General features: G+C 67.2%; 18 protein-coding genes and 1 tRNA gene. 14 read left to right on the top strand and 5 right to left on the bottom strand.

Features of this window, described 5'->3' with window-relative positions:
- Positions 1–84 precede the first annotated feature (84 nt).
- The 5 genes from U3653_RS25315 (at position 85) to U3653_RS25295 (ending at position 9572) form a co-directional block, all read left to right on the top strand.
- A complete protein-coding gene (locus tag U3653_RS25315; RefSeq protein ID WP_195082519.1) occupies positions 85–657 on the top strand; it encodes an AMIN-like domain-containing (lipo)protein in 573 nt (190 codons plus the stop codon).
- A gap of 46 nt (positions 658–703) precedes the next feature.
- Positions 704–1468 (top strand): hypothetical protein, encoded by a 765-nt coding sequence (locus tag U3653_RS25310; RefSeq protein WP_195082518.1) that lies wholly within the window; start codon positions 704–706, stop codon positions 1466–1468.
- 87 nt (positions 1469–1555) lie between these two features.
- Complete coding sequence (locus U3653_RS25305) at positions 1556–2167, top strand: DUF305 domain-containing protein (protein ID WP_195082517.1); 612 nt, start codon at positions 1556–1558, stop codon at positions 2165–2167.
- A gap of 139 nt (positions 2168–2306) precedes the next feature.
- Positions 2307–2858 carry an Rv2240c family protein gene (locus tag U3653_RS25300; protein ID WP_195082516.1) on the top strand — a complete coding sequence of 184 codons (552 nt, stop codon included), beginning with the start codon at positions 2307–2309 and terminating at the stop codon, positions 2856–2858.
- Between the two features lie 546 nt (positions 2859–3404).
- On the top strand, positions 3405–9572 hold the full coding sequence (locus tag U3653_RS25295) for a non-ribosomal peptide synthetase (protein ID WP_195082515.1): 6168 nt from the start codon (positions 3405–3407) through the stop codon (positions 9570–9572).
- 6 nt (positions 9573–9578) lie between these two features.
- On the opposite strand, the gene U3653_RS25290 is transcribed toward U3653_RS25295, so the two are convergent.
- Both U3653_RS25290 and U3653_RS25285 read right to left on the bottom strand, forming a co-directional pair.
- Positions 9579–9902, bottom strand: a complete 324-nt coding sequence (locus tag U3653_RS25290) for a hypothetical protein (protein ID WP_195082514.1) — start codon at positions 9900–9902, stop codon at positions 9579–9581.
- Positions 9903–9999: 97 nt separating this feature from the next.
- Positions 10000–11391, bottom strand: a complete 1392-nt coding sequence (locus U3653_RS25285) for a three-helix bundle dimerization domain-containing protein (protein ID WP_323124598.1) — start codon at positions 11389–11391, stop codon at positions 10000–10002.
- Positions 11392–11808: 417 nt separating this feature from the next.
- On the opposite strand from U3653_RS25285, the gene U3653_RS25280 reads away from it, so the two are divergent.
- Positions 11809–12612: an SDR family oxidoreductase gene (locus U3653_RS25280; RefSeq protein ID WP_195082512.1), complete on the top strand. Its 804-nt coding sequence runs from the start codon at positions 11809–11811 to the stop codon at positions 12610–12612.
- A gap of 68 nt (positions 12613–12680) precedes the next feature.
- Here the strand turns inward: U3653_RS25280 and U3653_RS25275 are convergent, their stop codons facing one another.
- On the bottom strand, positions 12681–13862 hold the full coding sequence (locus U3653_RS25275) for a helix-turn-helix domain-containing protein (protein WP_195082511.1): 1182 nt from the start codon (positions 13860–13862) through the stop codon (positions 12681–12683).
- Between the two features lie 172 nt (positions 13863–14034).
- On the opposite strand from U3653_RS25275, the gene U3653_RS25270 reads away from it, so the two are divergent.
- The 8 genes from U3653_RS25270 (at position 14035) to U3653_RS25235 (ending at position 20686) form a co-directional block, all read left to right on the top strand.
- Complete coding sequence (locus U3653_RS25270) at positions 14035–14328, top strand: hypothetical protein (RefSeq protein ID WP_195082510.1); 294 nt, start codon at positions 14035–14037, stop codon at positions 14326–14328.
- Positions 14325–14477: a hypothetical protein gene (locus U3653_RS25265; RefSeq protein WP_195082509.1), complete on the top strand. Its 153-nt coding sequence runs from the start codon at positions 14325–14327 to the stop codon at positions 14475–14477. The genes U3653_RS25270 and U3653_RS25265 overlap by 4 nt, the downstream gene beginning before the upstream one ends.
- 219 nt (positions 14478–14696) lie before the next feature.
- The gene (locus tag U3653_RS25260) at positions 14697–15131 is read left to right on the top strand and encodes a hypothetical protein (RefSeq protein ID WP_195082508.1); all 435 of its coding nucleotides are present in this window, start codon (positions 14697–14699) and stop codon (positions 15129–15131) included.
- Complete coding sequence (locus U3653_RS25255) at positions 15115–16101, top strand: hypothetical protein (protein ID WP_195082507.1); 987 nt, start codon at positions 15115–15117, stop codon at positions 16099–16101. Before U3653_RS25260 ends, U3653_RS25255 begins: the two co-directional genes overlap by 17 nt.
- Before the next feature lie 241 nt (positions 16102–16342).
- A complete protein-coding gene (gene cutA / locus U3653_RS25250) occupies positions 16343–16495 on the top strand; it encodes a divalent cation tolerance protein CutA (RefSeq protein WP_323124600.1) in 153 nt (50 codons plus the stop codon).
- A gap of 65 nt (positions 16496–16560) precedes the next feature.
- Positions 16561–17400: a DUF4062 domain-containing protein gene (locus tag U3653_RS25245; protein ID WP_195082506.1), complete on the top strand. Its 840-nt coding sequence runs from the start codon at positions 16561–16563 to the stop codon at positions 17398–17400.
- A gap of 569 nt (positions 17401–17969) precedes the next feature.
- On the top strand, positions 17970–19082 hold the full coding sequence (locus U3653_RS25240; protein ID WP_195082505.1) for a hypothetical protein: 1113 nt from the start codon (positions 17970–17972) through the stop codon (positions 19080–19082).
- Between the two features lie 1319 nt (positions 19083–20401).
- Positions 20402–20686: a tyrosine-type recombinase/integrase gene (locus tag U3653_RS25235; protein ID WP_323124601.1), complete on the top strand. Its 285-nt coding sequence runs from the start codon at positions 20402–20404 to the stop codon at positions 20684–20686.
- A 1-nt stretch (position 20687) separates the two neighbouring features.
- Here U3653_RS25235 and U3653_RS25230 read toward each other — a convergent pair.
- Together U3653_RS25230 and U3653_RS25225 are read right to left on the bottom strand one after the other, a co-directional pair.
- Positions 20688–20761 (bottom strand) — tRNA-Leu (locus tag U3653_RS25230).
- A 219-nt stretch (positions 20762–20980) separates the two neighbouring features.
- Positions 20981–21898: a ribonuclease Z gene (locus U3653_RS25225; protein WP_195082504.1), complete on the bottom strand. Its 918-nt coding sequence runs from the start codon at positions 21896–21898 to the stop codon at positions 20981–20983.
- Positions 21899–21909 lie beyond the last annotated feature (11 nt).

Raw genomic sequence — 21909 nt, 5'->3', positions numbered from 1 at the left:
GAGGGCACCGACAATCTTTGGCGAATGCCCCGCAACGCTCTCCGGTTGCGCCGTTCGCGGCCTTCCGCTGAGTAGCATCGGGCCATGCGCAACAGGATGGTGCTCATGGTCGCGGTCGCGACGGCACTGCTCGCGGGCTGCGGGGAGGACGAGTCGGCACCGGGTCTTCCGGCCGCGCCGACCACCGCTACGCCCGCGGAGGTCGCGCAGGCGCCCGCCACCGGGGACGCCGCACCGAAGGAGGGTAAGCCTTCCGGCGACGCCGCGCTCACGGTGACCGACGTCCGCTTGGGGCGTCAGCCCGGCTTCGATCGCGTGGTCTACGAGTTGGGCGGGGTCGGCACGCCCGGCTGGATCGTCCGCTACACCGACCGCGCGGTGCAGGACGCCAGCGGCAATCCCGTGGACGTGGCGGGCCGATCGATCCTGGAAGTACGCATCCTCGGCTCGGCGTACCCCTTCGACAGTGGCGTGACGCCGTACGAGGGCCCCGACCCCGCCGTCGATCCGGCGGTCCCCGGCATCGCGGGCGTCTACCGGACCACGGTCTTCGAGGGCGTGACGCAGTCGTTCATCGGCGTGCAGTCCGACCGGCCCGCCTTCACCGTCACCACCCTCTCCAACCCGACACGGTTGGTCGTCGATATCGCTGACTAAATACCCGTACCGCCAACGGGTATACCCACGGGTAGACTCGGTGCTCGTGGTCGAACGCACCGTACTTCCCGCCGCCGGGCTCGCCCGGGTCCTCGGGATGCTGGCGTTGCTCGCCGGGGTCGTCGCGATGCACTCGGCGGTCTTCGGACTTCCCGGCCACACGGCAGGCGCACACACCGCCCTCGCGCCCACTTCCGTAGCGGCACCCGGCGGACCAACTGTCGCCGCGTCCGCCGCAGGGCATGCGTCCGGCTCACCTCATCGGCACGCGACACTGCCGCCCACGGGCAACGCCGCAATCGACCACAACCCACTCCCACCACACACGGACGACGCCGCGACCGCCCACGACCCACTTCCGCCGCGCAACCCGCCGTCGGCAACGCACAACGCCACAACCGCCCACAACGCGCTGCCACCACACGGCCCACAGGCACCCGCAGGCACCGCTGCGACCGCCCGCGACCCGCTACCGCCGCAGGCTCGGGCGCACCGCGACAACCAGGAAGTCTCCGGCGCGCCGATGGCGACTTCCGGCGACTCGTCTCCGCAAGCCGTCTGGGCGACCGTCACGGCGAAGATCTCCCCCTGCGCGGACGGCGGGTGCGACGGCGCGCACAGCGCACTGCACGGCTGTGTGTTCATCTTGGTCGCTTCGATCGCATCGGCCGCGTTGGTGCTGCTTCTCCGGTTGGCGGTCGATCGTCCCGGTGGTGGCGCGGCGCGCCCGCGGCACTGGCGGGCGCGGCGGGAACGGCCGCCGCCATGGACCGTGCTCACCTTGGCCGAACTGGCGATTCTGCGGATCTGACAGGTCCGCCGCCGCCGTGTGTCCGAACCACGGTGGCGGCGCTGTCCACTCCATCCTCAGACTTCCGCACTTCGCAAGGAGCGACCCATGTTCATCACTCGCACCCGATCGGCCCTCGCGCTCGCCGCCGTGGCCGCGGTGAGCCTCGCCGGATGCGGCGACGCCGACACCGGACACACCACCGAGCACGGTCCATCGACCACCACGTCGGCCGTCACGACCACGCCCGCCCACGCCGAGCACAACGACGCCGACGTGATGTTCCTGCAGATGATGTACCCGCATCACGCTCAAGCCGTGGAAATGGCGCGGCTGGTGCCGAGCCATACCGACAACCAGCAGTTGCGGGCGCTCGCCACTCAGATCGAGCAAGCACAGGCGCCGGAGATGCAGCAGATCACCACCCTTTTGCAGAGCTTCGGCCAACCGGCGCCCACCGCGACCGAGGGGCACGGCGGCCATGACATGCCCGGCATGATGTCCGCCGAACAGATGGCGGCGCTGGGCGCGGCATCAGGTCCCGACTTCGACCGCCAGTGGCTGACCATGATGATCGAGCACCACGCGGGCGCGATCACCATGGCCGAGACCGAGCTGGCCCAGGGTGAGAACGCCGACGCCAAGGCGCTCGCCGAGCGGATCATCGCCGCTCAGCGGGCCGAGATCAACCAGATGCGGGCCATGCTCGGCCAGAGCTGACCCGTGGCCCCGCGCCGATATCGGTTGTCCATCGATATCGGCTCGGGCCCGCGCGGTGAGCCCGCGCGACGTACGGTCGGATCGTCCGGCTCCGTTCATCCGTCCCGGCCGGACTTCCGAGGGGAGCGAGGGACCGATCATGCGACGACTCGAACGCGCGGGCCTGCTGGCGGCCGCGACGGCCGCCGCGGCGGGCGCGCTGACCATCGGCGCATGCGCACAGCAGATCTCCGGCACGGCGGAGGTCAACCGGACCGATCTGGCCGCCTACGCCTCGGAGGCCACCTCCTCCTCGGCCGCCGCCTCGTCGTCCCGGGCCGCCGCAGCCGAACGCGCCACCGGATCGGCCTGTGACGCCTTCCTGGCCGCGAACGGCAGCTCCGTGCGGGCGTTCAACGACTACATCGATGCCAGCAACACGAAGGGCCGCGGCGACCCCGATACGAACGGCAAAGCCGACACCGCGGTCACCACGCTGCGCAACAACGCGCGCTCGGTGGACCAGAGCGTGACCAGAGAAGTGCCGTCCGTGGTCGCCACCCCGCTGCGCGCCTACCGCGACGACACCAACGCCTTGGCCGACACGCTCGCCCGCCGCGCCGACACCGACACCCTGAACGCGGCGATCGACCGGTTCAACGCCACCAAGAACACCGCCATGACCGCCTGCCAGGGGCACGGCACCCGCTGATCGGCGCGGGCGGCCGGCACCAGACGCAGGTTGCGAGTCAGGGCCTCGACCGGCGGAGCCCCGATCCCGCGCGGCACGGCCGGCCCGCGGCGTCGATCACCATCACGCCGAGCGGGTCGCCGAACCGATCCGCGACCGGCGCGCCTTCGGTTCGGACCGCCCGGCACGCAGAACCGGGCGCTGACGATATCGAGCGTGGATTGCCAGTCGCCGAGCCACAGGTGCGGCAGTCACGCTTCCGTCGACGACCAGCACGATGCCGGTGCCGGGCAGCTCCAGCACCCACGGCGGCGGGTTCGTACCGACAGCCTGTCGCCGGCGCCGGCCCTGCGACCATGCCTGCGCGGGCATCCCTTGCGGCCGGGCTCGAAACCCATTGCGACCGTTGGTGACACGCCCAACAGCGTCGGGCTCGCTGCCGTGCTGGACGGCGTCGCCGTGCACGCCGCCGGTGACCGGAGCGGTATCGCCTTCTCATCGGTGAGGAATCCCGCCGTGCGGCTATAGCATCTGGCCGTTTACTGCCACGCGGAACGGGACGATCACATGACCAGCGGCATCCGGGATACTCGTCCACCCGCCCGGAACGGCCGTCGCCGCAGATCGACGGAGTCGGCCGCACCGACGTTCGCCGCGCTGCTGACCGCCGCCGCGGAGCACAATCCCGACGGCGTCGCGGTGGTCTGCGAGGACGGTGAGATCACCTATCGCGACCTCGACGCCCGGTCGTCCCGGCTGGCCCGCACGCTGATCGCGGCGGGTGCGAGGCCCGAAACGGCGGTGGCGGTGGCGGTGGCGCGCTCGCTCGATTCGGTGCTCGCCGTGTGGGCGATCGCGAAGACCGGCGCCGCGTTCGTGCCTATCGATCCGGCACTTCCCTTGTCGCGCATACGTTTCCAGGTCGCCGACAGCGGCGCCGCGCTCGGTCTGACCCGGACCGCACACGCGGCGACGCTGCCGGCCGACGTGCGCTGGTTCGCGCTGGACGACGCCGATTTCATCGCGCAGGTGGCGTCGAACCCCGCGGGTCCGATCGCGTACTTCGAGCGGCCCGCTCGACTTCGCCCCGCCCACACGGCCTACGTGATCTACACATCGGGATCGACCGGACGGCCCAAAGGCGTTGCCGTCACTCATGCCGGGCTCGCCCCGCTGTGCGCCGAACTGGCCGCGCGCCACGCGCTGGACGAAGACGCGCGGGTGCTGCATTTCGCGTCGCCGAGTTTCGACGCCTCGGTGCTGGAGTTGTTGCTCGCGATCTCCCGCGCCGCCACGCTGGTGATCGCCCCGCCGACCCTGTACGGCGGCACGGCGTTGGTGGAATTGCTCGCGCGGCAATCCATCACCCACGCGTTCCTCACCCCGTCCGCGCTGGCCACGATCGAGCCGGACGGATTGCCCGCCCTGCGTTCGGTCATCGTCGGCGGCGAGCCGTGCCCGCCGATGTTGCCGCGGCACTGGGCGGCCGACGACCGACTGTTTCACAATGCTTACGGCCCAACGGAATCCACCATCGTGGCGACGCTGAGCCCGGCCTTGGGACCGGACGCACCGGTCACGATCGGATCGGCCGTGCCCGGCATGCGCTGCCAGGTCCTCGATCACCGGCTGCGCCCGGTCGGCGTCGGTGTCGTCGGCGAGCTGTATGTGTCCGGGCCGGGAGTGGCCAGGGGTTACCACGGCCGCCCCGGTCTGACCGGGCAGCGGTTTCTCGCCGACCCATTCGGGCCGCCCGGGTCCCGGATGTACCGCACCGGCGATCTCGTCCGGCGCACGACCTCCGGTGAGCTGGACTATTTCGGCCGCGCCGACGACCAGGTCAAGATCAGGGGCTTCCGGATCGAACTCGGCGAGATCGACGCCATCCTGTCGACCCAGCCCGGCATCCTGCTGGCCGTGACCGTCGACCGCAAGACCGCCACGGGCGAGACCACGCTGGCCTCCTTCGTCCAGCCCGAACCGGGCCATGTCCCTGATCCCGCCACTCTGGCCGACGCGCTGGCCGCGCTGCTGCCGAAATACATGGTGCCCAACACCATCACGGTCGTGGAACGAATCCCGCGCACCCCGACGGGCAAGGCCGATCGGCCCGCCCTGCGCGTGCGCGCCCTGGACGAGCCCGACTATCGGCCCGCCGTCGACCTCGGCGAGGAGACGGTCGCCGAAGTCTTCGCACGCGTGCTGGGCCGGGAGCGGTTCAGCGCCGACGCCGATTTCTTCGCCGCGGGTGGCAACTCGCTGCTGGCGACCCAGGTGGCCGCGCGCCTGAGCGAAACATGGCGGCTGCGCATCCCGCCCCGGCTGGTGTTCGACCATCCGACGGTCGCAGGCCTGGCCCAAGCCATCCGCTCGCAGCAATTCGACACCGCGCGCCCGGTGCTGCGCGCGCGAACCCGGCCGCAGCGCATCCCGCTCTCGCCCGCCCAACTGCGATTCTGGCTGCGCAACCAGTTCGACACCATGTCCTCGGTGGACAACATCGGCTTCGCGCTGCGACTGTCGGAACTGGACATTCCCGCCTTGCGCGCGGCCTTCGCCGATACCGTCGAGCGGCACGAGGCGCTGCGCACCAAGTATCCGGCCGACGCGACCGGCCCGCGGCAGCTGATTCTCGACACCGAGCACGTGGTCGGTGATTTCGCGGTCGAGGAACTGTCCGACGACGCGGTTCCCGACCGGGTGCGCGCGATCCTGCGCCACGGGTTCGACGTGTCGGCCGAGGTGCCGCTGCGCGTGCGGCTGCTGCGCACCCCCACCGAATACGTCCTGGTCTGCGCGCTGCACCACATCTGCGCCGACGGGTCCTCCTTGGCGCCGCTGGCCCGCGATGTGGCGATGGCCTACGCCGCACGCAGCGCGGGCGCCGCACCGGCCTGGCGGCCACCGGATGTGCAGTACGCCGACTACGCCCTGTGGCAGCAGGATCTGCTCGGTTCCCGCGACGACCCCGATTCCCTGTTGTCTCGGCAGCTGGCGTACTGGACCGGCGAGCTGGCCGGTCTGCCCGACGAACTCGATCTGCCCGCCGACCGGCCGCGCCCGCCGGTGGCCACACTGCGCGGCTCGGCCACCCAGCGGTCGGCGCGGGCGAGTCTGCACCGCGACCTGCTCACCGTCGCGCGCGCCCACCGGTCGACGCTGTTCATGGTGATGCGCTCGGCGCTCGCCGTGCTGCTGGCGCGCCTGTCCGGAAGCCACGACATCGCGATCGGCGTGCCGATGACCAACCGGGCCGAGCCCGCGCTCGCGGACGTCGTCGGCATGTTCGTCAACACCACCGTCTCCCGCACCAGGATCGAGCCCGCGGAGACTTTCACCGAGCTGCTGCGCCGCACCAGGGAACGGGACCTGGTCAACTTCGCGCACTCCGAGGTGCCGTTCGAGCACGTGGTCGACGCGGTCGACCCGACCCGCTCGCCCGGACGCCACCCGCTCTACCAGGTCGGCTTCGCGTTCCAGAACTTCACGCAGGCCACCCTCGACCTGTCGGGGCCGAGCGTGTCGTTCCTCGATGTGGACGCCGACACGGCGAAAACCGATCTGCACATCGGTGTGGTCGACACCCGCGACGACGACGGCGAGCCGGGCGAGATCATCATCCGATTCGGCTACAGCACCGACCTGTTCGACGAGCACACGGTGCAGCGCTTCCTCGACGGTTATATCCGCATCCTGCACCGGGTCGCGGCCGAGCCCGATGCCGTGGTGGGCGACATCGACATCATGGATCCGGTCGAGCACAAGCGGATCCGGTCCTGGGGCACTGGGCCGGAACACAGCGTGCAAGCCGAGCCGCTCACCGCCGCGACGGCGCGGCAAGCCGCGGCGACGCCCGACGCGATCGCCGTGGTCTGCGGGTCCGAGACCATCACCTACGCGCGGCTGGTCGAGCGGTCCGCGCGGCTGGCTCGCTGGCTGATCGAACAGGGCGTCGGCGCGGAGACCGTCGTCGCCGTGGCGATGCGGCGATCGATCCAGCAGGTCGTGGCGCTGCACGCGATCGTGGCGGCGGGCGCGGCCTGGGTGCCGATCGATCCCGGCCATCCGGCCGAGCGCATCCGGCACGTGCTCGAGTCCGCACAGCCGCGGTGCGTGCTGACCACCGCCGAAGACGACTTCACGGCCGTCGCGGCGTACGACGTCGACGCCATGGACCTCGACCGTTTCGGCGCGGAACCCGTGCTCGACGCCGAGCGGCTGACGCCGTGGCACGCCGACCACCCCGCGTATCTCATCTACACCTCCGGCTCGACCGGCCGCCCCAAGGGCGTGGCGATCAGTCATCGGGCGATCGTGCACCAGCTCGCCTGGATGCAGGCGGAATACGGCGTCGACGCCACCGACGTCTATCTGCACAAGACCCCCGCGACCTTCGACGTGTCGTTGTGGGGCTATTTCCTGCCGTTGCGCGCGGGCGCACGGCTGGTGCTGGCCGGGCCGGACGAGCATCGCGATCCGGCGGCGCTCGCGCGGCTGATCGCCGCACACCGGGTGACGCTCACCGATTTCGTTCCCGCGATGCTCACCGTGTTCGCCCAGCAGGCGACCGCGGACGAATTGTCCTCGTTGCGATCCGTTTTCGTCATCGGTGAGGCGTTGCCCCCGGAGACCGCCCGCGCCTTCGCGACGGTGTCCGGGGCCGAGTTGCACAATCTGTACGGTCCGACCGAAGCCGCGGTGAGCATCACGCGGCACGCCGTCTCGGCCGCCGACCGCACCGCGGCCAGCGTTTCCATCGGTGTGCCGGAATGGAATTCACGCTGCCACGTGCTCGACGACCGTTTGCGGCCGGTCCCGGTGGGCGTGGCGGGCGAGCTGTATCTGGGTGGCGTTCAGCTGGCCCGCGGCTACCACGGCGCCCCCGGGCTGACCGCGGCCCGGTTCATCGCCGATCCGCTGCACCCGGGGGAACGGATGTACCGGACCGGTGACCTGGTGCGATGGAATCGCGCCGGCACCCTGGACTACCTGGGCCGCACGGACTTCCAGGTGAAGGTGCGCGGCCATCGCATCGAACTCGGCGAGATCGAAGCGGCCTTGCTGGCCGACCCGGCGGTGGGCCGGGCCGCGGTGGTGGTCAAGGGCTCCGACGCCGGGGACCGGCTGGTCGGCTATGTCGTCGCCGCGCCGGGGGCCACCGTCGACCCGGACGCGGTGCGGCAGTCGGTCGCGCGGGTGCTACCCGGCTACATGGTGCCTTCGGCGGTGCTCGCGCTCGACGCATTCCCGGTGAACACCAGCGGCAAACTCGATCGCGCCGCGCTGCCCCAGCCGGTGTTCGCCGCCCGCACCGGCGCGCGTCCCGGCACCGCGTTGGAGCGCGCGATCGCGGAAGTCTTCGCCGACGTGCTCGCGGTGTCCCCGATCGGGGTGGCCGACGACTTCTTCGAACTCGGCGGGTCGTCGCTGCTCGCCTTCACGTTGCACCAGCGGTTGTCGAAGCGGCTCGGCCGGGACGTGCCGATGTCGGCGATCCTCGCGGCCCCGACCGTCGGCGGCCTCGCGGCCCGGCTGGCAGGCGGGTCCGCGCCCACGGCCGCGACACCGGAACGCGACGCCGTGCTGGAGCCGGAAATCGGCATCGGCGGATGCGAACCGGCGCACACCGGTCCGCCGCAGGAGATCCTGCTGACCGGCGCGACCGGTTTTCTCGGCGTCCACCTGCTGCAAGCGCTGCTGGATCGCACCGAGGCCCGGGTGTGGTGCGTGGTGCGCGCCGCCGACGCCGAGGAGGGCATCGACCGCATCCTGGGCGCGCTGAGCCACTACCGGCTGTCGGGGACCACCGCCGCCGAGCGGATCGTCGTGGTCGCGGGCGATCTCACCGCGCCGCATCTCGGCCTGGACCCCGCCGACTACGAACGCTTGGCCGACAGCATCGACGCGATATACCACAACGGCGCGCGCGTCAATCACGTCGACCCGTACGCGCGGCTGCGGCAAGCCAACGTCGAGGGCACCCGCGAGTTGTTGCGGCTGGCGACGACGCGGCGGGTCAAGCCGTTCCATCTGGTCTCCACCATGGGCGCGGCCGTCGCCGCGACGCCGGATTCGCCGGTGGTCACCGAGGATGTCCGCCTGCGCGCGGGGCAGGTGCCCGGCAACGGCTACCTCGCGTCCAAATGGGCGGCCGAGGAACTGGTCCGCCAGGCAGGCGAGCGGGGCGTGCCCATCGCCATCTACCGGCCTGGCACCATCTGCGGGTGCCCGGACATCGGCGTGAACAGCCCGCAGGATTCGCTGTGGAACATGGTGCGAGCCGCCGCGATGCTCGGCATGGCGCCCGACGTGGGCGACGCGACCGTCTCCTTGGTGCCGGTGAGCTACGTGGCGGGCGCCATCGCGGAGATCTCCGTTCGCCCGCGCTCGGAAACTGTGTATCACCTGGTCAATCGGGCTCCGGTACCGGTCGGGGAGATTCTCGCGAGTCTGCGCGCGCACGGGTTGCCGGTGGCGACGATGCCGGAGGACGCGGTGCGCGCGGGCCTGGCCAGGGAAGCGCGGCGGCGGGACGCGCTCGGCGACGATTCGCTGGTGCGCGCGGCCATGCTGAGCCACAACTTCGCCGAACTCGCCGGTCATCTCGACTGGGCCGACGAGCACACCCGCGCCGCGCTCGCGGACGCGGGCCTGGACTGCCCCACAGTGGACCGGACGGTGGTGGACACCTTCGTGCGGGAGTTCATCGCGTCGGGCTTCCTGCCCCGGGATTGAGGTTTCTCAGTACCCCGGCGGCACGGTGGCGCGCTCGGCGGGCTGTTCGGTGCGCCTGCGGGCCCGCACCTGCTCCAGCACGATCAAACCCACCCCCACCAGCAGGAAGACGACCGTGATGATCGCGGCGACCACCGACAGCCGACCGAGTCCCAAGCCCGCGAGGACCGCGGCGGCTATCGCGCCCGCCGCGGCGACCAGCAGCAACCCGTAACCCGGCCAGTTCCTGGCGTCGGCCAACGTCGCTCCCGGCGGCGGCGCGGAGTCGCGCGCGATATCCGGGGCGTCATCGATCGGGGGTATCTCCCATGGGCCCTCGTCCGCTGTCACTGCTGTTCCTCCCGCCGCGATACCGGCCGTCGTTCCGGTTCCTGATGCGGAAGGGATGCCCGGATCGCCTGCGCCGAAACGCGAGCGCGTCCGTGTTTCAGTTGTAGGACTTGGTGACTCCGTCGAGCAGGCGCTCCAGGGTGTCGTAGGTCGGGGTGGCGACGACGTCCAGCAGATCGGGGGCCACCTGGACGTTGTGTTCGGCGACGACCTTCGCGAACTGGGCGCCGTCGTTGGTGCGGAAGCCGTGCTCGGCGGCCAGCCGCTGCAACTCCGGATCGGTGGACAGCAGCCGACCGAGCCGGTCACCCGTCGCGCCGAACGGCACCAGCGTGTGCCGGGACAACACCGTCGGTGACGGGTACAGCAGCGTCATCCCTGGCTTGATCTGGCCGCGCACGGTCGCCTCGACATACTGCGCCTCGTAGATCCAGGCCAACGGCGTGGGACCCATCCCCGTGGCGAGGTAGTTGTTGAACGGGCCTTCCGTGGTGTTCTCGGTGTAACCCTGGCCCACGAACAGTCGCGACACGGCGGGCAGGACGGCCTGCTCGGCGTTGGGCCCCTGCACGATCGTGTTGTTGTTCGCGACGTAGCTCGCCGCGGCCAGGTACATGGCGGCGGAGTTGGAGCTGCGCGGGTCGGTGGTGGAGATCAGGATGTTCTTGCGCACCGGATAGGCGGCGTTGTCGGGCAGTTCGTCCCAGCGGGTGCCGTTGCGAACCAGCTCCAGGTAGCGGCGCAGATCCAGGGTGGGCACCTGGCCGGGGCGCACCGCTCCCGCCCGGGTGAGCAGATCGGTGATCGGGGTGAACGTCGCGATGGCCATCGGCGAGGAGAACGGCGTGTACTTCGCGGTCACGTTGCGCTGCCGTTGAATTCGCTCGGCCGCCTGCTCACTGGACGGGAAGGCGAAATCGAATCTCGTGAGATCGATGGACGTGGCGATCTGCCGCGATCCGGCGGGCTCGGCCTCGACGCGCACACCGTTGCGCGCTAGCGCGTCGACCACTTCGGGATCTTGGAAGAACGGCATCTTCTCCGAGCCGACCACACCGTGGACGACCGTGAGCGGCGCGGCGGGCGCGGCGGCGGGCGTCTCGGGAGTGGGTTGGCGCGTGGCGAAAACCACGGCGAGAACCGTCAGGATGACGACGGCTCCCAGCGCGTACGGAGCGAAACGCTTCTTCGAGGTCCACAACTCGCGGAACTCCGACAGTTTTCCCGGAGTGGAGGCCTGCGGTTCCTGGTCCAGCGGGACCGTGACGGGTTGCACTTCCGCCTCCGGCGACTTCTCCAATTCCCGCCGCACCACCCGCTCGATCAGAATCGGAACGAATTGCCGCACCGGGCGGCCCGCGAACTTCTGCCGCGCCGCACCGACGGCGCTCTCGATATGCTCGGGAGAATATGTCTCGGTGTAGTTTTCGACCAGCCGCTCCGTCATCTGACGGATCGCCTGTTCCTCACGGACGGTATCGACAACCACCACAATCTCCTCGGCGTCGGGGGTAGCGCGGCAGCGTCTCCGGCCTGCACCGCGCCGGCCAACACTAGCCCCATCGTTCGGCCGCCGACATACGTCCGGATTTCCCACAGGTGAACGATTTCCGCTGCGGCGGTGGGCTTCTCACATCGGGCCCCGAGCCCGTACGCCCAGCTCACGGGCCCGCGAGCCACTCTCGCGCCGCACCCGCGGGAACCTGCCGACGCCCCGTTCGGACTCCAGCCCGCCATGGAGAATTCAATGGGCAATATCCGAGCCGCCACCACGTGTTGTACTCCCGTTTCCCACCGCCGCCGGACCGGGACCCCGCACTCGTCGCGAAGCTCAGGAGTTACTTGCGGGTAGCACAAAGCGGGAACTTGACGATATCGTCAGCATGTTGCCGTCGAAAGGAGCGTTATGTCTCGCGTCGCTGTGGTCACCGGTGCGTCGTCCGGAATCGGGAAGGCCACCGCAGCCGCGCTGGCCGGGCGTGGGTATCGCGTGATCGGCACCAGCCGCAATCCCGATTCCATCGGTTCGGACGCCGTGCTGCCGGGGGTCGAGTACCGGGCGCTGGATCTCACCGATTCGGCGTCGATCGAGACGTTCGCGGCCGGTCTGGACCACGTCGATGTGCTGGTGAACAACGCGGGCGAGAGCCAGGCGGGTCCGCTGGCCGAACTGCCCACCGACGCCGTCGAGCGACTGTTCCAGCTGAACGTGCTCGGCCCGGTCGCCCTGACCGGAGCGGTGCTGCCCGGCATGCGGGAACGCCGGTACGGCCGCGTCGTCATGGTCGGCTCGATGCTCGCCAGCTTCCCGATGCCCTACCGGTCCTCCTACGTCGCCACCAAGGCGGCACTGCGCGGCTTCGCGGTCGCCGCCCGCTTCGAGGAATCCCCCTTCGGCGTCTGGATCACCGCCGTCGAACCCGGCCAGATCGACACCGGCCTCCGCGAACGCCGCACCAAATACCTCACCGAAGGTTCCCCCCACACCGCCGATTTCACGACCTTCATGGCGAAACTCGACGAAAACCAGTCAAAGGGAATCACCCCCGAAAAGGTAGCCACCACGATCGTCAAGGCGATCGAAGCCGCCCGCCCCAAACCCCTCTACGCGGTAGGAAGCAACGCCCCCGCCATGTTCACCCTCCGCCGCCTACTGCCCCGCACCGTCATGGAACGCATCATCGCCCGCGCCCACGGACTTTCGCGCTGATCACGCCGGGCGCTGTGGGTGCAATAACGACTGGAGGATTCACCGGCGAGCCGGATCGTCAGATGCCCTCATAGTTGGACGCCGAGCCACGAGGCGAATCCGGTGAGGCTGTTGGTCTGCCTGCGCTGTGCTGCGGCGATGCCGTAGACCGTTTCCCGGACCGACGGATGCAATCGGGTCTGTTGTGGAGCGACGCGGCGTGCACGGTTCAGGGCGTCGAGTGCCTGGTCGGGCTTGCCGATCATCAGCCACGCCCGGCTCACATCCTGCCAGTGGTGCCCTGCTCGGGGTGGTGCGATTTTCTTGGGAAGCTGGAGTGCAGAACCTTCGTGCGCCGCTTTGCCGGGGTCACCGGCTTCGAGGGCGACGGCAGTGGAATGGATGCCGACGTTCGCAGGGCCGAAAAGTGTGCCGTACAGGTCGGATTCACCGTGCATTTTCGGGGCGAGGCGCCGCGCATGGTCAATGTGCTCAGCGGCGATATCCGGACGGATACCCCGGGCAGCCACGATCGCGCCGCACAGGTGCCCATAACCGCGCACCGCATTGGCGGCTTCGTCATCACCTGCGATCTCGTCGAGCGCGCTCTCTACCAACCGAAGGCCGGTGTCGTTGGAGTCGTGGTACATGAGGATTCGCGCGCGTTTGATTTTGGCTTGAGCCGCGTAAAGCGGATCGTCCGCTGATGCGGCGGCCCATTCGAGTCGATCGAGTGCGGTCGGTGCCAGGTGTATGAATCCGAATCGCCGACAGAGCCGTTCGGTAGTCACATAAGCGGCGCACAACAGGGAGAACACCGCTCCACGATCTCCGTGGGCAGCGTTATGCAGTGCCCCATACAGTCGTCGCAGCAGGTCCGGCATACGTGCGAGCGCGACCCGGCCCTTGTCGTTCCGATACGCGAGGTCTACGGCGGCGATCTCAGCGGCGAGTGCGGCCAGCGACGTCGGCTCGACAGGGCGCACATACGCACCTTCGGCGAGCACAGCTCGCAATTCAGCCAGACCTTCCAGCGGCCCGTCCTTCTCGATGAGATCGCGGTAGGGGATACCGGTCAGCCGTTCGGGTTCCACACGCAGCACTCGCGCGGCAGCGGCCAGAAACGCCGGGCTTGCCGGTTCGCGTCCCTGCTCGACCGCCTTGACCATGGCCAGGCTGTAGTTGGCTCGGTCGGCCAGTTGGCGCTGGCTCAGGCCCGCGAGTTTCCGTTCGGCCGCGATCGCCTGTCCGGCATGTGTCGAAAGGCTCATACTCCGAGGGTAAAAGGCTATTCCAGACCTAGCCCTTGGAAGCATGAACTTTCAAAAGGCTGTTCGCCAACACCCGGTATCGGGGTGATGGCGATCGACCCCTCGATACCGGGTGTGACCAAACCGGAACCAGGAGGGGCTAGTGACGGACCAACAGGTACCAAGGCGGGCTGTGGCTCTACTCCACAGCGACCACGATCCAACAGAGTTCGAAGCGCTGGTGCGGCATCACGTGCTGAGAATCGTCTACACCGTGCACACAGACGCACAAGCCGTGTTGGCAGCGCTGATCGCAGTCCAGTACGCGCTGGAACACATGGCCGACGCGGTGGTCATCCCGCACCTCGGCGTACTGGAATCCGATACGCCCTGGTGGGCCGTCACCGAGATGGCCGACCTCATCACCGGCACGCGGGAATACCCGCTGGGTTCAGCGCTGCCGACAACGGCGCGGTGGGCGCCGTGATCGCACTGGGTTTCATCGTCGCTGTGGGCCTGCCGCTGGTCGTGCTGGCATTCGCCATCCTCTGGCCCGAACGCATCCCCAAAGATCGCTCGGTGGACGCGATACGCCAACGCATCGAAGGCGAAGACCGCTCGCAGAACAAGCCCTAACCGCCTGGTGTCGGGCGGTCTGCAGGAACGTACGTCCAGTCTGCTCACCACGCCGGGCATGAGCACGTCTCTGGGGCACTGGAAGATTCCGCGAATCGGTGGAACCAGTCGGCGCTTCGATGCGTCAAATCCTGTGTCACCACGGTTCTCAGCGGTGCACAACACCGGGGGACATCGAAGTGGGGGCATCTCAACAGATCTTTTCGGGGTGGAGAAACTATGAAGATTCGCAAGTCTGCGGTGGCGGCTCTCGCCGTCGGCGCGTTCACAGCGGCGGGTATGATCACGAACCCCGCCACTGCTGCCGCGGAGTCGGGGGCGTGTGCCGGGAACTTCCATGTGATCAGGGCCGTGAACGGGTACATCGAATGGGGGCTGACATCCCAGTGCACCGGTGACGACTGGCACCCGCACAAGGTCACCGTGCAGCTCGAGACTCAGGTCGGCGACTCGTGGGTGCAGGTGATACGCAGGAGCAATCCCGCTTTCGATGAAGGGAAGCAGGTGGTTGTCCTGCAGTATCACAACGATCGATGCAGGACGAACACCACCAACAGATACCGGGCGAAGGGCTGGATCAGCGCCGGAAAGCACACAACCTCCGGGACGTCGGAGGTGGCCTCGCTGCCCTGCGGCGATGTGGCGGGCAGCTAATAACGCGGCTAATTCGATGCGATCGGGTGATCGGCCGTACGGTCACCCGATCGCCACCATTGCAGGGGAAGCCGACGCACAACAGAAGCAGCCCGTGCGCGTCACTGTTACGTTGATCGGGGCCGATCGCCGAGTCCTAATCGATCTTTTCCGTGTCCACCACCGCGATCCAAAAGGAGCACAGCCGACGATGTCACCGAGCGAGCGCACTACCGATCGTGTCCTGGCCGTGTGGGCGCCACCGGAATTCGTGTCCGACGGCAGCAACGGGATTCTGAGTTGGGCTGGACCAGCGCTCCGTACGCCCACCGGGTTGCGGCTGTCCCTCACGGCGGAAGCGGTCGGCGAGGCCGCACCGTCCTTGCAGAGTTACCAGCCCGGGGTGTCGGCACTGGTCAACGGTGTGGCTACCGATGTGGGCTGGGGCAGTAGTTCCTCCGACACCCACGCCCAGACCACCTTCATATTGCCCGACCTCGACCCGGATACGGCATCAGTCGATATCGAGCTGACCATTGACGACATCACCACCGACGGTCCTTGGGTGCGGCGACTGTCTTGGCCGGACGACACCGTCTACTCGGCACCGCTGGGCGATCCGCGAGGGCGATTGGCCATGCTGACCGATCCGGCCTTCGTCACCGAAGATGACGGCCCTATCGAGGCGTGGATCGGGCCGGTGACGATCGACCCCAATGGGATCGAGTTCCTCTACACCGCGACCGCGCTCGACGAGCGCGCACCATCGATCTGGGACTACGAGGTCGACGCCGTCCTGCGCACCACCTTCGGGACCTCAGCGGTGGTGGCCGGTGAATCGACTTCAGCGACGCGAACGATCAGAACCTTCCAGGCCCCGATTCCCGAGGGCATCGCGGACACACCATGGGATTTCGAGTTGCTCCTTACCGACCACACGGCAGGAGTCACCTGGTCGACCGAGTTCTCCTGGAACGGGCCGACCTCCTAGCGGTGGTTCGGGGTTCGGGCGCGATGGCTCGCACCGAAAGCCAAATGCAGCAACTGATTGCATCGTTGATCGAGACCGAGGGAGCATTGCAGGCTGGCTGAAGTCGAGCTCGTAGACGTCGCCGTCACCGGCCCGGACATTGATCAACTCGCAACGTTCACAAGGCTTTGATGGAAGACCGGCTGGCTGCTGCGGAAACATCCTTCCCAGCGTCCGGTCCATCTATCGGTGGCAGGGTGCGGTGGAAGACGTGGCTGAGGCGGCCGTGGTGCTACACACCCGGCGCTCGCTGGTGCCGGCAATCATTGAGCGCGTTAACAAGGACAATCCTTATGACGCCCCGCAGGTGCTCGCCGTCCCAGTCGTGGAAGGGCACCCCGGATACCGGCAATAGGTCCTGGATGAAACAGGTCCGCAGTAACGAACCCTGGTCAGCTGAACGGTGGCAGAATCGTTGCCATGGTCTTTGATGCGCATGTGCTGAAGGTCTTCATCTCGACGCCTGGGGATACGGCTGAAGAGGTCAATGCGGTTCGTGATGGCCTACACGACTGGAACGCTGATCGGGCGGAGACTTCGCAGACGATTCTGCTACCGAAGTTCTGGAAGACGGACGCAGTACCGCAAATGAGCCCGAGCGGGGGTCAGAGCGTGGTCAACTCTCAGCTGCTCGATGATGCCGATATTGTTGTCGCGCTGTTCGATTCGCGGCTCGGGCAAGCAACGGCCTCGGCAGTGTCGGGGACGGCCGAGGAGATCGAGCGTGCTGCTGACGCGGGAAAGCCAGTGCACGTGTGGTTCTCAAATGAGCCGCTGGACCATAACGTCGATCTTGACGAGCTGGCCCGGCTCCGAGCGTTTAAGAAGGAGCTGGAACAGAAAGGTTTGCTGGGTGTCTATCAATCACCCTCCGACCTCGCGTACAAGGTACGTAGCGCAATTGAACGGGACGTCGCCCAGATGGGGCTCGGCGCTCCGTCTGTGGTACGCAAAGGCGAGCATGCGCTTCCTCGGGTATATGTCGAGCGCGAGGTTGACCACCGTGGGAAGCCGAGAACTTATGTGGTCATTGAGAACAAGAGCACGACCACAACCTCCAAGGAATTACAAGTTGATCTCGGGCCGTGGGAACGCGCGGTCTACCGCGAGAATAACGACCCGTTCGACCTCCCTCCGCTTCAACGGATTCGCTGGTCTGTAGGCTTTGATATGGGTATGCCGTTGCAGATCACGGCGAACCTCATCTGGCAGGAGGACAGCGGTACCCAGTCCGAAGCGGTCCCTGTTACTTCCAATTAGCCCGCCGACCTTCGTCCGAGCTGCCCACAATGGCGCGGTGGGCGCCGTGATCGCACTGGGTTCCATCGTCGCTGTCGGCCTGCCGCTGGTCGTGCTGGCACTCGCCATCCTGTGACCTGAGCGCATCCCCAAAGATCGCACGGTGGACGCGATACGCCAGCGCCTCGAAGGCGAAGACCGCTCGCAGAACCGACCCTGACCGCGTGTTTGGTTTGGTTCTGTTGAGTAGAGGACGGTCCGGCCCACTCCACAACCTGCCTATCGGCACCATGAGTGCCCCCAGTCGGACTCGAACCGACACTTGGCGAATTTTAAGTTCTATCGTCGGGAAAGTTGCAGTTCACAGCATCGTTTGCTGGCGTGGAATCCGCGAGTCGACCAGCGAAAACAGTGATTTGGAACGCTGGAGTGGATGGCTGTGGTTGAGCCGACTGCGGACTGAATGCGGACCCTATCCGGGCGGGCGGGCGAGACTCGAACCTGAACCCTTTGATCCTCTCCGACGTAACGAGCGCGGACTCCGTTGCGACGAACAACGTCGACCGCATGAACAAAGGAGTATGAGCGCAATGAGTGATGAGGCTGAGCTGTGGCGCCACCATTTTGGTCAGATCAGGTTCTTCGTCCAGGTTGCACGGGACAACCTGGAAGCATCTCCTTACTCGAAGGGCGTAGCCGAGAGAACAACCAAGGAGGGACTGAAGGAGGGGGTGTTTCCCCATCTGTTAGAGGAGCGCGACCGGAAGGCGATATACAGCTCTCGACTGAAGGAGATCGTCCAGCCAGTCCTCGATGCAGTGATAGTGTTCCTGGACTCTCCGTTTACGACCCCAAAACTGCTGGTGGATAGCCTGAACGACATCGATTCACTCGCGGGCACGGCGATCGCCGCGATCGACAGTATGCCTGACGATGAAGAGGTCGAGCAGGTCATCGAGGAGTTCGAGACTCGGTACGTCGCAACTTTGGCTACTGCCTTGTCGGCGCACAGGACGTTGGCCCAAGTACTAGGGGCCCGTCGGCCCGCAGACGGTGAGTACTTCGATGTGGGAAGGTACGCCTTCATGAAGACTGCTGGACCCGGCAGGATCCATGTGGCCGACCTCAACAATGCGATGGACAGTGGCATGAACTCGGTATCCATGAAGCGCGGTTGGGTTACATACGAGCGGTTCCCCCCGATCCAGATCATGACGTACGGGCAGTGGTTCGCTTACATCCAGGCGATCTGGGACGAGTGGTATCGACCGCGGCTGGCCGATGCGTACTCTCGGCGACTCGGTGAATACTTCGTGAAGAGCGACATTAAGAGCCAGTTCATGGCGGAGCTGAACAAGATTCGAAATGATGTGATTCACAACAGATCACGGGTCAAGCAGAGCGCCAACAACGAGATTCTAAACTGGGCCAACAGCGACGGCCTCGTCGGGATGACGACCGAACGGATGGTCGGACTGCGAACAATGTTCCCTCGTGCCGACCTCCTGACGACGCCAGTCCACGGCGACGCCCCGAAGTCGCAAAACATGCCGTGGACCGCCGACGTGCAGCTAATCGATTCTGTGAAAAAGCGCCTTGTTGACCTGGGCTTGACCAAACGCCAAATAAAGGATATTGGAGACGAGATGGTAGCTCTCTGGCTTGCAGCACATCCTGCTCCGGATGACTCTCCGGGGTCCTGAGATCGGGGCAGTCGCACGCTCCTCGCATGCGCTGCTATCAAACGGCCCTGACCGCCATACATGCTCACGCGTGAAAGCGGAAGGTCGCCGGTTCGATCCCAGCCCTGGCCATTGAATCCCTTCGACGCAGCACCTGGTCGGGGGGATTTTCCTGTTGTTCGGCAGTCGGCGTCGAGGCGGGCAATCGCCGGAGTTGACCGCTGATTCCCGGACCTTGGGGCACGTCAGGGGCATGGGCTGGCCGTGCCGGGTGGTGGGCTGCACACACTGGGGGCTGGTTCACCGTCTGCCCCGTAAGGCCTGTCCTTCGCGCGCAGAGGCTCCGGGGTGGACTACTGCCGAGAGAAGGACTTGGAGCGAGCCCGCAAAGTGATCGCCCGGAACGAACAGAGTTGACCACCACGGCCGGAGATGAACAGAGGCCAGCGCGGCTGGGCGTTGGTGCACTTGTCCGGGAACCCCACGGGACCACAGCCGGTGGACCGGGCAGAGTGCTGGCCGCTTCGTGCTCGGCTGCGGGAGGTAAGTCGGGTACGGCTCTCGAAGTGCCCAGTACTGCTTCGGTTGATAAAAAAGGCGACCAGACAGGAACTCTGTGCACCCTGGCGGCCGAGTGTCGCCGACGCGCTCGACGCACCGCGTGACCGCAGTTTGGGAGCGCGCTGCGTGTCGCAGCGCGGCGGCGGCGCGAAGCGGCCGGGGCGCTCCTGTACCGCTAGTGTGGGGACGAAAGCCACTGCGCGACACAAAATTTGAAGAAGTGCAAGCGTGGGTGGTGACACTGTCGGAGTCCGGCGGGTACCGGTTCAAAGGCAAGGGTTTATCGGCGCCAGTGTGATTCAGGCGTGTCAGGTGCTCGATCAGGTGTTGCGGTTCGCGATCAAAGCCAAGCGGCTGGCGGTGAACCCCGCAGAGGAGATCGACCTTCCGCAGAAGTCGCCAGCGGAGAAGCAATACCTGACCTATGCACAAGTTCGGCAGTTGGCGTCGGCAGCGGGTCGGTTCCGAACTTTGGTTCCGCACTCGCCTACACCGGTATCCGGTTCGGGAAGGCGACCGCGCTTCGACCTGGCGATGTCGACCTTGAGCGTCGGCGGATTCGGGTGTCTCGTTCGGCAATGTACGTCGCTGGTGAGGGGCTCGTGGAGACCGACAAGAAGAATCACACCTCACGGTCGGTGCCGGTGCCACTCTTCCTGGCTGAGCTGTTGGCCGCGGACCTCGACGGCCGTGAGGGTGCACCGGTGGTGTTCGAGAGTCGGAACGGTGGGCACCTCCCGCTGGGAGAGTTCCGTTGAGCCTTCGATCAGGCGGTAGCTATGACCGGTCTGGACGGGATGGTTCCGCACGGCCTTCGGCACACGGCGGCGTCGCTGGCGATCAGCGCGGGGGCGAACATCAAGGTCGTGCAGAAGATGCTGGGACACAAGACGGCGACGCTGACCTTGGACCTGTACGGGCATCTGTTCGATGACGACCTGGACCCGGTCGCGGACGCAATGAACCGGGGCGCGCTGGCCGCTGCTGCGGACTCACTGCGGACTGAGGGCGCGGACGCCGTCGCACCGGAAGCCGGGAAACAGGATCTACCTGCGGTTTCGTAGGTGCCCCCAGTCGGACTCGAACCGACACTTGGCGGATTTTAAGTCCGCTGCCTCTGCCAATTGGGCTATAGGGGCGTCCGGGACAGCGTACCGAGTCGTACGGCTGTACCGGAATTCCGACAATTCGCCGGGGTGGCGGGGCGTCGGCCGTGGGCGGGTGCCGAAGGTGCGGTCAAGTGACCGGCACCGGTGGCGGTTGTTCGTGGCCCGGGGGTGGCAGGCGTCCCAGAGAACTAGATCGTCGGCGGCGGGCTGGTGTTAGCGTCCGCGCGTGTTCTCGGCGTGGCGGATCTGTCAGCGCCGGGGCGGCACGGGGATTCGGGCGAGGTCGGTGGCGATGTGGATCTCGCCGGTGAAGTACTTCGCCGCTTCGGCCATGTGCTCGTCGAGGTCGCGGTAGCGCTGGGAGAAGTGGGTGAGCACCAGGGTCCGCACGCCCGCGTCGGCGGCCACCCGCGCGGCTTGGCCCGCGGTGAGGTGGCCGTATTCGACGGCGAGGTGTTCGTCGGCGTCCAGGAAGGTGGCCTCGATGACGAGCATGTCGACATCGGCGGCGAGCTCCGCGATGCCGGGGCACAGCCGGGTGTCCATCACGAAGGCGAAACTCTGACCGGATCGCGGTTCGCTGATCTCGGCCAAAGTGATCGTCCGCCCCTCGAACTCGACGCTGCCGCGCTGTTGCAGTTCGGAGATGACCGGGCCGCGCAGCCCGAGGGCGCGCAGCCGGTCCGGCAGGATGCGGCGGCCGGGCGGCTCGCTGAGCCGATAGCCGAAAGCCTCCACCGGATGCGAGAGCGCGACCGCCGTCACCGTGAACGGCGCCTCGGGCAGGTCCACGGGGCCTGGTCCGAATATCGGACGGGGGCGCAGCTCGGCGCGGTGATAGTAGGACGTCGCGTTGACCAGACGCTCGTAGTACGCCGCGCCGGACGCCGGGAAGCAGACGTCCACCGGATGCGGCACCCGGTCGAGGTTGATCCGCTGCACCACTCCGGCCAGCCCGAGACTGTGGTCGCCGTGGAAATGGGTGATGGCGATCCGGGTGAGCCCGGTGACGGTCACTCCGGCATAGGTCATCTGCCGTTGCGTGCCCTCACCGGGATCGAACAGGATCGCCTCGTCGTCCCACCTGAGCAGGTACCCGTTGTGGTTTCGCTGTTTCGTCGGCACCTGACTAGCGGTCCCGAGAACAACCAACTCACGCTGCGACACGGCGTCAGGCT

Origin of the sequence: Nocardia implantans, assembly GCF_035544775.1 — a bacterium.
In the GTDB taxonomy this organism is placed as follows: Bacteria; Actinomycetota; Actinomycetes; order Mycobacteriales; family Mycobacteriaceae; genus Nocardia; species Nocardia implantans.
Note: the sequence above shows the minus strand (reverse complement) of the source record. Positions and strands in the feature narration are given on the sequence as shown.

What these genes read in the sequence shown, in the direction of transcription:
- U3653_RS25300 (WP_195082516.1), top strand. Translation starts at nt 2,307, where the DNA reads ATGCGACGACTCGAACGCGCGGGCCTGCTGGCGGCCGCGACGGCCGCC.
- U3653_RS25305 (WP_195082517.1), top strand. Translation starts at nt 1,556, where the DNA reads ATGTTCATCACTCGCACCCGATCGGCCCTCGCGCTCGCCGCCGTGGCC.
- U3653_RS25315 (WP_195082519.1), top strand. Translation starts at nt 85, where the DNA reads ATGCGCAACAGGATGGTGCTCATGGTCGCGGTCGCGACGGCACTGCTC.
- U3653_RS25295 (WP_195082515.1), top strand. Translation starts at nt 3,405, where the DNA reads ATGACCAGCGGCATCCGGGATACTCGTCCACCCGCCCGGAACGGCCGT.
- U3653_RS25245 (WP_195082506.1), top strand. Translation starts at nt 16,561, where the DNA reads ATGGTCTTTGATGCGCATGTGCTGAAGGTCTTCATCTCGACGCCTGGG.
- U3653_RS25275 (WP_195082511.1), bottom strand. Translation starts at nt 13,862, where the DNA reads ATGAGCCTTTCGACACATGCCGGACAGGCGATCGCGGCCGAACGGAAA.
- U3653_RS25280 (WP_195082512.1), top strand. Translation starts at nt 11,809, where the DNA reads ATGTCTCGCGTCGCTGTGGTCACCGGTGCGTCGTCCGGAATCGGGAAG.
- U3653_RS25235 (WP_323124601.1), top strand. Translation starts at nt 20,402, where the DNA reads ATGACCGGTCTGGACGGGATGGTTCCGCACGGCCTTCGGCACACGGCG.
- U3653_RS25260 (WP_195082508.1), top strand. Translation starts at nt 14,697, where the DNA reads ATGAAGATTCGCAAGTCTGCGGTGGCGGCTCTCGCCGTCGGCGCGTTC.
- U3653_RS25240 (WP_195082505.1), top strand. Translation starts at nt 17,970, where the DNA reads ATGAGTGATGAGGCTGAGCTGTGGCGCCACCATTTTGGTCAGATCAGG.
- U3653_RS25255 (WP_195082507.1), top strand. Translation starts at nt 15,115, where the DNA reads ATGTGGCGGGCAGCTAATAACGCGGCTAATTCGATGCGATCGGGTGAT.